Source organism: Algoriphagus lutimaris (assembly GCF_017051705.1).
Lineage (GTDB): Bacteria > Bacteroidota > Bacteroidia > Cytophagales > Cyclobacteriaceae > Algoriphagus > Algoriphagus lutimaris.
Genome location: NZ_JAFIDJ010000001.1, coordinates 1,358,179 through 1,371,737, shown reverse-complemented (window position 1 = coordinate 1,371,737; position 13,559 = coordinate 1,358,179). Strand labels below are relative to the sequence as shown.

The following is a 13,559-nucleotide window of genomic DNA, read 5'->3' as shown; positions in this document are numbered from 1 at the left end:
CGTATGTTTTGTTCATCAACTGATTTGGGAACCTTGTTACTTTCTATTCAATTTCAATGGATCATAAATAAACAGAGGGGATTTTTAGGGGGCACAATATGAAAAACACAATTAAAGTAGAGCGGGCCAGAAATAATATGACCCAACAGGATCTGGCAGAACGAGTCAATGTATCTAGGCAAACCATCAATAGCATAGAGGCTGGTAAATATGTTCCGTCTACCGTCTTGTCCTTGAAAATTGCCAAAGTGTTTTTGGTGCCTTTAGAAGAATTATTTGAATTAGAAGAAGGAGATTAGGAGGTTGTGTATTTCTTGGAATACCATTTGCGTTTTTTAAGGGACAAAAGACTAGAATGTCTTACCTTTGCGACTTTACAAATCTTTTTCATGACCAAGCTGATTCGAATCACCACTGTACCTATCTCACTTAAACTATTGCTGTCCGGGCAAATGAAGTTTATGAAGGAAAAGGGCGTTGACGTAGTAATGGTGAGCAGTGATGGGAGAGAAGTGGTACAGGTGCTTAAGAATGAAGGAGTCAGGCATGAAGTAATTCCATTTACAAGGAAAATCACCCCCTTTCATGATCTTAAATGCTTGTGGCAATTGTATCAATTGTTTAAAGTTGAAAAACCAGATATTGTTCATACCCATACTCCAAAGGCAGGGATTTTGGGCATGCTTGCTGCCAAATTAGCGGGAGTCAAAGTACGGATCCATACCTTGGCTGGTATTCCTTTCATGTCCGCAGAAGGGGGGAAAAAAGGACTTTTGGAAAAAGTGGAAAAATACACCTACCAATATGCTACCGAAGTTTGGCCTAATTCCTATGGATTAAAGAAATTCATTTTAAAAGAAAACCTTTGTGATGAGGATAAAATACACATCATTGGTAAGGGTTCATCAAATGGAGTAGATCTTACAAAATTCAGTCGGGATTCCTTAAAGGAAAACCATTTAGTGGCTGCGACCATGAGAATTCTTCCTGGAGAAAATGAATTTGTGATTTTGACAGTTGGAAGGTTGGTCAAAGACAAGGGGATTGAAGAATTGGTAGCAGCTTTTACGAATTCAAAAATTGTCAATAAATCTAAACTCGTATTGCTTGGCAGTTATGAGCAAGAGCTGGACCCATTATCACCCGAAACCATTCAGACAATTACGGACCATCCAAGAATAGTGCAGATTGACTGGTCGGATCATGTTGCCCATTATATGGCCTTGGCAGATGTTTTAGTCCATCCATCACATCGGGAAGGGTTTCCTAATGTATTATTGGAAGCTGGAGCGATGCAACTACCAGTCATCTGTTCCGGAATAATTGGAAATACTGATTTGATCACCCAGCAAAAGTCTGGATTAATTTTTCCTGTAAAAGATGTTGCTGTTTTAAAGGAGGCTTTGGAGTTTGCGTTTGTGAAAAGAGAAAAAATGACCCAACTGGGGATCGCTCTTTATGAGGAAGTTAAGGTCAATTACAATAGACCAAAAGTTCATCAAGAAATTTTTGATCGATACCAGCAGTTGCTAGAGGCGGTCAGTCCACCAGAATGACGTATATTTAGGCCTTAATCACGTAATACACTCTTTTATGAAGTACCTGGTAACCGGAACTGCAGGATTTATTGGATTTCATGTTGCAAAAAAATTGTTGGAGAGAGGGGATGAGGTTGTGGGGCTCGATGTCATCAACGACTATTATGACATAAATTTAAAGTATGCGCGATTAGCATCTATGGGGATTGCCAAAGAAGAAATTTCTAATAATAAATTGGTGCAATCTTCTGAAATACCAACCTATAGGTTTATCAAATTAGATTTATCGATAAAAGAAGATCTACTTCATCTGTTTGCTCAGGAAAAATTTGATGTAGTGATTCATTTGGCTGCCCAAGCCGGAGTGAGGTATTCCTTGACGCACCCTGAGGTATACATAGAGAGTAATATTATTGCTTTCCTAAATATTTTAGAGTCTTGCCGATTTCATCCTGTCAAGCATTTAGTTTACGCATCCTCAAGTTCGGTATATGGTGCCAATGAAAAACTTCCTTTTTCAACCTCTGATTCTGTTGATCATCCCATCAGTTTATATGCTGCTTCTAAGAAATCCAATGAATTGATGGCTCATACCTATAGTCATTTATTTAATATTCCAACCACAGGTTTGCGATTCTTTACAGTGTATGGACCTTGGGGCCGACCTGATATGGCATTATTTTTATTCACGGAAGCAATCCTAAAAGGAGAGCCAATTAAGGTCTTTAATTTCGGGGAAATGAAGCGGGATTTTACCTATATAGACGATATTGTGGAAGGAGTAATCAGGGTTGCTGATAAACCTGCTTCGCCTAATAAGGACTTTGATCCTCAAAATCCTGATCCAGGAAGTGCCAGAGCACCTTTCAAAGTTTATAATATCGGAAATTCATCTCCTGTACTCTTGATGGACTATATCCATGCGATTGAAGATGGCCTTGGAAAGAAAGCAGAAATGGAATTATTGCCTCTACAACCCGGTGATGTTCCTGCTTCTCACGCAGATGTCTCTGACTTAGTGAGAGATACCGGGTATAAGCCAGAAACCTCTATTAAGGATGGCGTAAATGAGTTTACAAAATGGTATTTAGATTATTATAAGAAATAACATTCTTAATCATGAAAAAATCAATTTTGATCACTGGCGGGGCTGGTTTTATAGGAAGTCATGTGGTTAAACTTTTTGTCTCGAAGTATCCAGAATATACTATCGTAAATTTGGATGCTTTGACCTATGCTGGAAATCTTGAAAACTTGAAAGAAATAGAAGGAGCCTCTAATTACTTTTTTGAAAAAGTAAATATTCAAGATGCGAAAGCACTTGATGAGGTTTTTTCTAAACATGGGATTACCGATGTAATTCACTTAGCAGCTGAATCTCATGTAGATCGCTCTATCTCTGACCCTTTGGCCTTTGTGAAAACCAATGTGTTTGGAACAGTGAATTTGCTGAATTCTGCTAAAAAAGCCTGGGATGGTGAATTAGCTAATCACTTATTTTACCATGTTTCAACCGATGAGGTTTATGGTTCCTTGGAAGATGGTGGGTACTTTTTGGAATCTACTCCCTATGATCCTCAATCTCCTTATTCTGCGTCAAAAGCTTCTTCAGACCATTTCGTAAGAGCCTATGCCAATACCTATCAAATGAATACGGTAATCTCCAATTGCTCCAATAATTATGGGCCGAATCACTTTCCGGAGAAGTTGATTCCATTGTGTATTCATAATATTAAGAACAACAAGCCTCTACCAGTGTATGGAAAAGGAGAAAATATCAGGGACTGGTTGTTTGTTATTGACCATGCAAGAGCAATTGATACAGTTTTTCATCAGGGTAAACCTGGAGAAACCTATAATATCGGAGGCTTCAACGAATGGAAAAATATTGACATTGTCAGACTGCTTTGTCAGAAAATGGATGAAAAATTAGGAAGGGAGAAAGGTACCTCTGAAAAGCTAATCACCTTTGTTAAAGATCGTGCTGGACATGATCACCGATATGCAATTGATGCAACCAAAATCAAAGAAGAATTGGGATGGGAGCCTAGTTTGCAATTTGAAGAAGGGATAGAGATTACCATAGATTGGTACCTTAATAACCAGGAATGGCTTGATCATGTTACTTCTGGAGCCTATCAGGACTACTATTCAGAATTATATGAAAATAGATAGGTTTTTCTCCTTATAGCCTTGTCTGACTTTTGAAGTCAGGCTTTTTTTTGTCAAATAAATAAAGGATTAATCCCAAAGCCATGATTCCAAGTCCTGCTAAACTCTCCCAAGGTCTGTCCCAAAACAAGTAGCAGCTTATGGCAAGACTAAAAACGATATAGATCCATTGCAATAGAGGTTTGAATGGGGTTTGGAACCCAGAGCTTTCTCGAACTTTAAGGGAAGAGTAAATGGTAATTGTTCCCATCAATTGGAGTACAAATCCGGCATAAATCAATACTTGTTCGAAAGAGCCAGATATAAATAAAAGTAAGCTGATGAGTGTATTTAATCCAATTGCAGTAATAGGAATCCCATTTTTATTTTCTATAGCAAGAGGTTTCCAAAGCTTGAAATCTTTGGCCATGGCGTGGGTAATTCTCGGACCCACCCAAGTATATCCACTGATGGTAGCTATTAATTGAATAGCAATGAAAAAGCTGATCCAAACAGATCCTAAAGAACCAAGTAAATTTTCAAAAGAGATCTTAGCTACTTCCACGTTTCCTTTTAAATCAAACATTGAAGCATGTTTTAGCAATACATATTGGAAGAAAACATATATGATCAATACCAAAATAGTCGAAGTGATCAAGGCCTTTGGTAGGTTCTTTTTGGGATTCTGTACCTCTTCAATGATATAGGCAGCAGAATTCCATCCCGTATAGGCATAGAATACATAAACCAAAGAAACTGCAAAGCCAGGTTTGAAAATTTCTCGGGTCCATGAGTTGGAAAAATCCAGGGAAGAGGATAGGCTTTTGGAGGGTAAAGTGAAGCCGATCAGAATTAATGAAACAATGAATAATATTTTTATTAGGGTAAGCAAGTTTTGAATCTGACCGCTTCTTTTGATGGAAATGACATGGGCAATTGGAATTAATAAAATAGTCAATAAACCAGGTAAGTTGCTATTTCCTGAAAAAGGACGCAAGTAGTCGTTCATAGCTATTCCGGCAATAGCAATTGGTGCAGAAAATCCAACTGTAAGCGAAACCCAAGCATATAAATAGCCGATAGATGGATGGATTGTTTCCGAAAGAAAAATATAATCGCCTCCTGATTTTTTGAAGTGGGTTCCTAGTTCGGAATACACGAATGCTCCAATGAGTGCCATGAAGCCACCAAAAATCCAAAGGATGAAAATAGACCAGGTATTTTGGACTTCATTTAATTGAAAACCCAGACTGGTAAAAACTCCAGTGCCAATCATATTGGCAATCACTAATCCTGCTGCTGTTTTCCATCCAATTTTATTGTGATCAATCATGCAAAGAAAGGAGTTGATAATTTAAAATATCTAATTCTATTACATAAAAAAAGCCAACCTAAACTAGGTTGGCTTTGGTAGTTATATGAACTTATTTCATGTTCTCGAATAAATCGATTTGAGTATTTTTTACTTTATCTTCAAAAGCTTTCCAATCCCCATTGATAAATTCATCAACAATGGATTTAGCTACTGCTGCTGCTTCGACTCCTTGTTGGTACAACCTTTCCTCAGTGGAACCTGGAGCGGAATAAGAAGATCCTACATACCTTCTAGGTGCAAATACCATGGTCATGGTGGTAGGGTATAGGTTTCTAACAATCCCCTGACCTTCTCGGGTTGGACCATTGTAGGCCTCTCTTGCAGTATCAAGCTTTTTCTTGATGTCTTTGGCCGCTTTGGATAGTTCTTTTGCTTCTTCAGTATCCACATCCTTGGTTAAAGTCAAGACTTTATCGATTACCTTTTGGGCTTCATCTAATCTTTTGGTTGATTCAGAAACCTCATTGGTTAAAGCTTCCAGTTTTTTAAGGAATTCATCTTTGGCTTTTAGGTCAGCAAGGTTGATATCGATTCGAGGGTCTGAATACACATTGATATTGGTTTCATCTTCCTGATCTCCATAAGTGAATACTACTTTGTAAGTCCCCGGAAGTGCTTCTCCTCCTGAAGCTTCGTAAAAACCACTTCTATTGCCTCTACGACCTCCAAAGCCACTTGGATTTTCTACAGAAGATTTTCTGTCCAAATTCCATATAATTCGATTGACTCCATTTTTTGGAACTGTTTTTAAAGTTCTGATTTGCTCACCGGCTTCATTAAAAATTGACACAGTTACGGTGTCCAGTTTTTCTTTATCGTCTTGAATAATAAAGCTCAATCTTCCACCGGTTTCTCTGTTTTCACCTGCAAAAATTCCATCCGCAGGGAAGCGTTCTCCTACTGGTTGTTGGATTTCTACTTGATAAGCATCTGGAGCTGGAACAGCTGTAATTTTGGCTTCTGGAGCAGATCCACCATTAGCAGCAAAAATCCGTAATGGCCTGATATCATCCAAAACATAAAAGGCTCTTCCAAATGTGCCGATTACTAAGTCAGCTTCCCTTTCTTGGATGGCCATATCGTAAGTAGAAACAGCTTTTGGATACCCATGCTCCCACTTATTCCAGGATTTTGCATGGTCAAAACTTACATAGAGACCAAATTCGGTCCCTAAGAACACCAAGTTGGGTTCTACAGGATCATGGATAATAGATAGTGCATATCCTGAGACTTTAGAGTCATCAGCGATCCTAGTAAAGGAGCTTCCACCATTTGCTGTATGGTAAGCGTAAGCTGAAAAATCATTATTTCTATAATTATTGGCAATTACCCAAGCTTCGTCTGCATCGTAGGAAGAAGCTTGAATTTGAGGAATCCAAGAGGCTTTTGGAAGTCCAGTTAATTTATTGACCACATTGGTCCAGGTAGCACCTCCATCTTTAGTGACCTGTACATTGCCGTCATCAGTTCCAACCCAGATCACATTAGGATCCACAGGGCTTGGAGCAATAGCGATGATAGTCGTATGGTTTTCAGCGCCTGTGATGTCATAAGTTAATCCTCCGGTTTCTTGCTGTCTTTGTTTGGTACTATCATTGGTTGTTAAATCAGGTGAGATGATTTCCCAAGTATCCCCGCTATCGGTAGATTTATGTACAAATTGAGATCCATAATAAAGCGTGTTTTCATCATGTGGATCCTGCGCAATTGCGGCATTCCAATTGAATCGAAGGAAAACATCTTTATCAGGATGGGTAGGTCTGATGGTTTTATTGTGCCCGGTTTCCTTATCGAATCTGGAAACATTGCCTGCTTGGGACATTGTGTATCCAAACCTAGAATTTGCAGGATGTGGAACTACATCAAAGCCATCTCCAAATGATACTTCCTGCCAATAACTATTTCTGATTCCATCTCTTCTCCATACATAAGCAGGACCAGTCCAGGAGCCATTATCCTGCATTCCACCATAAATATTATATGGAAGCTCATTGTCTACATTAACATGGTAAAATTGACCTACAGGAAGATTGTCAGCAAAAAACCAGGTTTTGCCTCCATCTCTTGAAATGTTTAGTCCACCATCATTTCCATCTATAAGGATCTTTGGGTCATTGGGATTGATATACCAGGCGTGGTGATCCGGGTGAACTCCTCGGTAAGGAAGTAATTCAGAAAATGATTTGCCACCATCTTCTGTAATACCTACTCGAGAATATAAGGTATATAACCTGTTTTCATTTTTTGGATCAGCGTGAATATCAAAATAATAGAAAGGTCTATCCCCAATAGAACCATCCGAATTGATCATTTTAAAATTTTCTCCTCCATCCTCTGAAACATACAAGGCATTTTTGGAGGACTCTATCAAAGCATACACTTTACTGCTATTGGCAGCTGAAATAGCAAGACCCATTCTTCCTAAATCACCTTTAGGTAAGCCATTGCTTTCATCTAGTTCCTTCCAATTATCTCCACCATCATACGTAACGAAAAGCCCGGAGGAAGGACCTCCTGATTCAAAGAAATAAGGGTGCCTTCTGTGTTGCCACATGTTGACAAAAATCTTATTTGGATTATTGGGATCCATGATCATTTCTCCGACACCTGTCTTGGTATCGATGTATAGAATTTTTTCCCAGGTTTTACCACCATCTGTAGTCTTGTATAATCCTCTGTCTTCTTGCTCTCCCCAAGGTGATCCAATTGCTCCAACGTATACGGTGTTGGGATCATCGGGATGCACAATGATCCGGTGTATGGCTTTGGTATTTTCCAGACCCATAAGCTCCCATGTTGCACCTGCATCCATGGAGCGATAAACTCCACCTCCTAGACTTAAGGAGTTTCTAGGGTTACCTTCTCCGGTACCTACCCAAATGATGTTTGGATTTTTCTGATAAATGGAAATTGAACCAATAGAATGTACTTTCTGATCATCAAAAATTGGTTCCCATGTTACTCCTCCTGAAGTACTTTTCCATAGCCCTCCGGATGCAGATCCAGCGTAAATAACGGAAGGATTGTCATCAATGGCATCGATGGCAGTAATTCTTCCACTCATGGCTGCTGGCCCAATGCTTCTTGCTTTCATAGACTTAAATAAGTCCATATCCACTTCTTGAGCATGAGCTGAAAAACTCAGCAAAATCGCCAAAGTCAAAAGGTAAATTTTTCTCATGTTTGCTTTTTGGTTTATATCTGTAATAAATAAAGTAAAATCCCAAATAACATCCATTGTTTATTATAGTATCGGTTTTTACCTCCATGCTATTTTAAGAATCCTAGGGTTAATTTTTTACCGGTGGTTTGTGGCTGGTATTCATTTTGATTTTATTTGTGATAAAAAATAATCCTATGCTTAACATTGTGAATAAGCCTTTCTTAGGGCTTTTTCTTTTTGTGATTACTGGAACTGCTGCTTTTGCACAAACAGGAAGATTCCAGCAGTCGGTTGATTACAAAATGGATGTGGATATGAATGTCACCTCCAATCAGTACTCAGGAACCCAAGTTCTAAAGTACACCAACAACTCTCCAGATACTCTTCACAAAGTATTCTACCACTTGTATTTTAATGCGTTCCAGCCTGGAAGCATGATGGATGAAAGATCAAGATCTATTTCTGATCCTGATAGAAGAGTGGGGGATAGAATCAATGCGCTCTCTCCTAATGAAATTGGATACCTTCATGTCAATTCATTGACCATGGATGGGATGAAAGTAGATTTTGAGGAAGTGGAAACCATTTTGGAAGTGACTCTTCCTAGACCGATCTTACCCAATTCAGAAGTAGAATTCAATATGTCATTTATAGGTCAGGTACCTGTTCAAATCAGACGTTCAGGTAGAGATAGTAGTGAAGGAGTAAGGTATTCTATGTCGCAGTGGTATCCTAAAATGGCTAATTATGACGAGCAAGGCTGGCACTCCAACCCTTATGTAGGAAGAGAATTTTATGGGATTTGGGGAGATTTTGATGTGAAAATCACCATAGATAAATCTTATACCTTAGGAGGAACAGGATATCTTCAAAATCCTAATCAGATTGGACATGGGTATGAAGATGAGGGAGTTACTGTGCCGAAGCCTACAGGGGAAACACTTACTTGGCATTTCAAAGCACCAATGGTTCATGATTTCATGTGGGCAGCTGATCCAAAATACAGACATGAAAAAGTAAAAATGGAGAATGGGATCACAGTTCACCATTTATTTATCCCAACTGAGGAGACCACTGAGAACTGGGAAAAACTGAAGGAATATACCCCAAAGGCAATTAACTTTCTATCTGAACATTTTGGTCAATATCCCTACAAGCAATTTTCTGTCATCCAAGGGGGAGATGGAGGGATGGAGTATGCCATGTCTACCTTAATTACAGGAGGAAGAAATTTAAGAGGCTTAGTAGGAGTAATGGCACATGAGTTAGCACATAGCTGGTTTCATGGAGTGTTAGCATCTAACGAAGCATTATATCCTTGGATGGATGAAGGTTTTACCAGTTATGCCTCAAGTTTAACGATGTCAGAAATCTATAGCCCTTCCGAAAATCCTTTAGCAGGTTCTTACTCTGGTTATTATCGACTAGTGAAATCTGGTAAGGAAGAACCAATGAGTACTCATTCTGATCACTATCACACAAATTCAGCATATAGTTCTGCAGCTTACAGCAAAGGTGCTGTATTCCTGGAGCAAATGGGCTATATCATCGGTGCTGATGTGCGAGATAAAGGCATGCACAGATATTGGAATACTTGGAAGTTTAAGCATCCTAATGCTAATGATTTGATCAGGGTGATGGAGAAAGAGAGTGGTTTGGAATTGGATTGGTATAAAGAATACTTTGTTTATACGACCAAAACCATCAATTACGGGATCAAAGAAGTGAATCCTCAGGGAGATCATACAGACATTATTTTAGAAAGAATCGGTCTAATGCCAATGCCTATTGACTTGGTGATCACCTATAAAGATGGAAGCCAAGAAATGGTTTATTTGCCTTTAGCGATCATGAGAGGAGAAAAAACACCTGAGGAAGGGGCTCCGAAAAGGATATTAACCGAAGATTGGCCTTGGACTAATATTACCAAGAAAATTACTATTGATAGGAAAATGAATTCCATTAAATCTATTGAAATTGATCCGAGTAAGCGGTTGGCAGATGTAGAACAAGAAAATAATAAAGTGGAGTTTTAATGCTCCGCTTTATTAGCTATAAACTAAAAAAGGTGGCCAATTGACCACCTTTTTTTATTATTTGCCTTACTAATTAGGCATTTTTCTTTTCTTGAACTTCCTTACGGATATCTTGTGCCATATTCTTCAAGTCTTGCATTCCTTTTCTAACTCTAGTGCCGGCTGCTTGGTTGCCTTTTTCATAGAATTTTTCAAAATCGGCTTCTAAGCCATTTACAAGATCTTGGACTTCACTAAATCTGCTCATAGTAAAAGTGATTATTGTTTAGGTTGATGATAAGTTTATTCAGTTCAATATAGCCTAAATACTTGCTAAATCAATCAGGAGGGCATTTTTTTTGATTTTTTTTTTATTCTCCAAAGGAAATTGCCAACTCTGAATTCTTATAAATACCTGAAGTTAATTTTTCCTTGATTTCAGCAAAGGCCTTCACAGTTTCTTCAACATCGGATAAGGTATGGACTGAAGTTGGAATCAATCTCAAGATAATCATTCCTTTAGGAACAACTGGGTAAATGACCACTGAACAGAAGATTCCGTAGTTTTCTCTTAAATCGTGGGAAAGTGCTGCAGCTTCACCCACAGTCCCATTTAAGACTACAGGAGTAACAGGGGAGTTTGATTTTCCAGTACTAAAACCATTATTATGTAATCCGTCTCTTAGAGCATTTACAATTTTCCAAAGATTATCCTTCAACTCAGGCTTAGTTTGCAACAACTCTAATCTTTTCAAAGCTCCTTCCACCAATAACATTGGAAGAGACTTAGCGAAAATTTGAGAGCGCATATTAAAGCGTAGGTAGTGGATCACTTTTTCATTACCTGCGATAAAAGCACCAATAGAAGCCATTGATTTTGCAAAGGTCGAGAAATATAAATCAACTTCATCGATTACTCCTTGCTCCTCATGAGTACCTGCTCCTGTTTTACCCATTGTTCCAAAACCATGTGCATCATCCACAAGTAATCTGAAATCAAATTTGCTTTTTAGAGCACAAATTTCTTTCAATTTTCCTTGATCTCCAGTCATGCCGAATACACCTTCGGTAATCAATAAAATTCCTCCTCCAGTTTCTGCGGCTAATTTTGTGGCTCGTTCAAGTTGTTTTTCACAATTGTCAATATCATTATGAGGGAATACGTAACGTTTACCCATGTGCATTCTTAATGCATCTATGATACAGGCGTGGCATTCAGAATCATATACTACTACGTCTTTTCTATCCAATAGAGCATCAATCACAGACATGATGCCTTGGTATCCGTAGTTTAGCAAATATGCTTTTTCTTTACCTACGAATTTGGCAAGCTCATCCTCCAATTTTTCATGAAGATTGGTTTGGCCTGACATCATTCTAGCTCCCATAGGATAGGCTGCTCCCCATTTGGCTGCTGCATCGGCATCTGCTTTACGGATTTCAGGGTGGTTAGCTAGTCCAAGGTAGTTATTCAAACTCCATGTTAATACTTCCTTTCCTTGGAACATCATTCGTGGAGCAATTTCCCCTTCAAGTTTGGGAAACATAAAATAACCATCTGAATACTTAGAATGTTTGCCCAGTGGGCCCATATTCGTTTTTAATTTAGCAAATAGATCCAAAGTGATTTTTTATTTTAGGTGTGTGCTATTACGATTAAGAAATTGTGATCTTTTCTTGTAAAATCCGTCAAAAATAAAACTTTAATGCCGTCTAAGCAAAAAACGATTTTCGTTTCCAAGCTTTCTTAACATAACTTGGATAAATTTCTTTACTTAGCCGACGACCCAAATAAAACTTAATAAACCAAAAAAAGCATGCCTAACATCAAAAAACTTTTAATAGCCAATAGAGGTGAGATAAGCTTAAGGATTATGAGAACAGCAAAAGAAATGGGAATTCAAACCGTAGCTGTTTACAGTGAAGCGGATCGCCTTTCTCCCCATGTGAAGTTCGCTGATGAGGCAGTTTGTCTAGGTCCAGCAGCCTCTTCAGAATCCTACCTTTTAGGTGATAAAATTATTGAAGTCTGCAAAGAATTAAATGTAGATGCTATTCACCCTGGCTATGGCTTTCTTTCGGAAAATGCTGGTTTTGCAAAAAAAGTTACTGATTCCGGTTTGATTTTCGTCGGTCCTTCTCCTGAATCCATCGAGGTAATGGGGAGTAAATTAGCTGCTAAACAAGCTGTTGGGAATTACAATATCCCTTTGGTTCCTGGCACGGAAGAAGCCATATCAGATATCGCCGCGGCAAAGAAAATAGCTGCACAAATTGGTTATCCAATTTTAATAAAAGCTAGCGCTGGAGGAGGTGGAAAAGGAATGAGGATTGTCGAAAATGAATCTGAGTTTGAAAGCCAAATGGATCGAGCGATTAGTGAGGCCATTTCCGCATTTGGAGATGGTGCAGTTTTTATAGAAAAATTTATTACATCTCCCCGCCATATTGAAATTCAGGTTTTAGGAGACCAGCAAGGAAATATTGTTTATTTATTTGAACGAGAGTGTTCCATCCAAAGAAGACATCAAAAGGTAATTGAAGAAGCCCCTTCGGCGGTGGTGACTCCTGAAATGCGAGAAGCGATGGGGAAAGCTGCTGTTGGAGTGGCAAAAGCCTGCAATTACTATGGAGCAGGAACGGTTGAATTTATCGTAGATGATGCCTTGAATTTTTATTTCCTAGAAATGAATACCCGTCTTCAAGTAGAACACCCTGTGACAGAAATGATTACAGGCAAGGATCTGGTTAAAGAACAGATTCTGATAGCTGAAGGCAATCCACTGTCCTTTTCCCAAGAAGACCTAAGCATTCACGGACATGCAATTGAAGTAAGGGTATATGCTGAGGATCCTAAAAATAATTTCCTTCCTGACATTGGTACTTTGGAAACTTACCAGCGACCACAAGGTCCTGGTGTTAGGGTTGATGATGGGTTTGAAGAAGGGATGAAGATTCCTATTTATTATGATCCTATGATCTCAAAATTGATCACTCACGCATCCACAAGAGAAGCTGCAATTGAAAGAATGATCAGAGCTATTGAAGAATATCAAATTACTGGAATCCAAACTACTTTGGGTTTTTGCAAATTTGCTTTGAATCATGAAGCTTTTGTTTCGGGAAATTTTGACACCAAATTTGTTGAAAGGTATTTCAATCCTGAATCCTTGGATCCAACTTTTTCAAAGGAAGAAGAAGAGTTACTCGCTGCCCTGGCGGTAGAGTTTTATGATAAATCTAAAAAAGAGTTTGTGCAAAAACCTGAACAAGAAAAAGCAGCAACAGTTTCAGCTTGGAGAAATAGATTAGATTAA

10 protein-coding genes are annotated in these 13,559 nt (G+C 38.6%); 6 read left to right on the top strand and 4 right to left on the bottom strand.

All coding sequences use genetic code 11. From position 1 onward, the window contains the following. Window positions 1-98: 98 nt before the first annotated feature. The 4 genes from JYB62_RS05555 to rfbB all read left to right on the top strand — a co-directional run bounded on the left by JYB62_RS05555 (window position 99) and on the right by rfbB (window position 3,713). On the top strand, window positions 99-299 hold the full coding sequence (locus JYB62_RS05555; RefSeq protein ID WP_205644422.1) for a helix-turn-helix transcriptional regulator: 201 nt from the start codon (window positions 99-101) through the stop codon (window positions 297-299). A gap of 90 nt (window positions 300-389) precedes the next feature. Beyond that, the gene (locus JYB62_RS05550; protein WP_205644421.1) at window positions 390-1,556 is read left to right on the top strand and encodes a glycosyltransferase family 4 protein; all 1,167 of its coding nucleotides are present in this window, start codon (window positions 390-392) and stop codon (window positions 1,554-1,556) included. A 37-nt stretch (window positions 1,557-1,593) separates the two neighbouring features. Continuing rightward, window positions 1,594-2,646, top strand: a complete 1,053-nt coding sequence (locus tag JYB62_RS05545) for an NAD-dependent epimerase (RefSeq protein WP_205644420.1) — start codon at window positions 1,594-1,596, stop codon at window positions 2,644-2,646. 11 nt (window positions 2,647-2,657) lie between these two features. Continuing rightward, window positions 2,658-3,713: a dTDP-glucose 4,6-dehydratase gene (rfbB, locus tag JYB62_RS05540; protein ID WP_205644419.1), complete on the top strand. Its 1,056-nt coding sequence runs from the start codon at window positions 2,658-2,660 to the stop codon at window positions 3,711-3,713. 10 nt (window positions 3,714-3,723) lie between these two features. On the opposite strand, the gene JYB62_RS05535 is transcribed toward rfbB, so the two are convergent. Together JYB62_RS05535 and JYB62_RS05530 are read right to left on the bottom strand one after the other, a co-directional pair. Next, complete coding sequence (locus JYB62_RS05535) at window positions 3,724-5,022, bottom strand: APC family permease (RefSeq protein ID WP_205644418.1); 1,299 nt, start codon at window positions 5,020-5,022, stop codon at window positions 3,724-3,726. A gap of 91 nt (window positions 5,023-5,113) precedes the next feature. Beyond that, entirely contained in the window at window positions 5,114-8,245 is a 3,132-nt protein-coding gene (locus tag JYB62_RS05530) for a WD40/YVTN/BNR-like repeat-containing protein (RefSeq protein ID WP_205644417.1), read from the bottom strand. A gap of 176 nt (window positions 8,246-8,421) precedes the next feature. Between JYB62_RS05530 and JYB62_RS05525 the strand changes: the two genes are divergently transcribed. Further along, window positions 8,422-10,263: a M1 family metallopeptidase gene (locus JYB62_RS05525; protein ID WP_205644416.1), complete on the top strand. Its 1,842-nt coding sequence runs from the start codon at window positions 8,422-8,424 to the stop codon at window positions 10,261-10,263. A gap of 73 nt (window positions 10,264-10,336) precedes the next feature. Here the strand turns inward: JYB62_RS05525 and JYB62_RS05520 are convergent, their stop codons facing one another. Both JYB62_RS05520 and JYB62_RS05515 read right to left on the bottom strand, forming a co-directional pair. Then, on the bottom strand, window positions 10,337-10,510 hold the full coding sequence (locus JYB62_RS05520) for a histone H1 (RefSeq protein WP_205644415.1): 174 nt from the start codon (window positions 10,508-10,510) through the stop codon (window positions 10,337-10,339). 103 nt (window positions 10,511-10,613) lie between these two features. Continuing rightward, window positions 10,614-11,864, bottom strand: coding sequence for an aminotransferase class I/II-fold pyridoxal phosphate-dependent enzyme (locus tag JYB62_RS05515; protein ID WP_205644414.1), 1,251 nt, complete (start codon window positions 11,862-11,864; stop codon window positions 10,614-10,616). Between the two features lie 195 nt (window positions 11,865-12,059). On the opposite strand from JYB62_RS05515, the gene accC reads away from it, so the two are divergent. Continuing rightward, window positions 12,060-13,559 carry an acetyl-CoA carboxylase biotin carboxylase subunit gene (gene accC / locus JYB62_RS05510; protein WP_205644413.1) on the top strand — a complete coding sequence of 500 codons (1,500 nt, stop codon included), beginning with the start codon at window positions 12,060-12,062 and terminating at the stop codon, window positions 13,557-13,559.

Coding starts and splice junctions, on each gene's coding strand:
- JYB62_RS05555 (WP_205644422.1), top strand. CDS start 99: ATGAAAAACACAATTAAAGTAGAGCGGGCCAGAAATAATATGACCCAA.
- JYB62_RS05550 (WP_205644421.1), top strand. CDS start 390: ATGACCAAGCTGATTCGAATCACCACTGTACCTATCTCACTTAAACTA.
- JYB62_RS05545 (WP_205644420.1), top strand. CDS start 1,594: ATGAAGTACCTGGTAACCGGAACTGCAGGATTTATTGGATTTCATGTT.
- rfbB (WP_205644419.1), top strand. CDS start 2,658: ATGAAAAAATCAATTTTGATCACTGGCGGGGCTGGTTTTATAGGAAGT.
- JYB62_RS05535 (WP_205644418.1), bottom strand. CDS start 5,022: ATGATTGATCACAATAAAATTGGATGGAAAACAGCAGCAGGATTAGTG.
- JYB62_RS05530 (WP_205644417.1), bottom strand. CDS start 8,245: ATGAGAAAAATTTACCTTTTGACTTTGGCGATTTTGCTGAGTTTTTCA.
- JYB62_RS05525 (WP_205644416.1), top strand. CDS start 8,422: ATGCTTAACATTGTGAATAAGCCTTTCTTAGGGCTTTTTCTTTTTGTG.
- JYB62_RS05520 (WP_205644415.1), bottom strand. CDS start 10,510: ATGAGCAGATTTAGTGAAGTCCAAGATCTTGTAAATGGCTTAGAAGCC.
- accC (WP_205644413.1), top strand. CDS start 12,060: ATGCCTAACATCAAAAAACTTTTAATAGCCAATAGAGGTGAGATAAGC.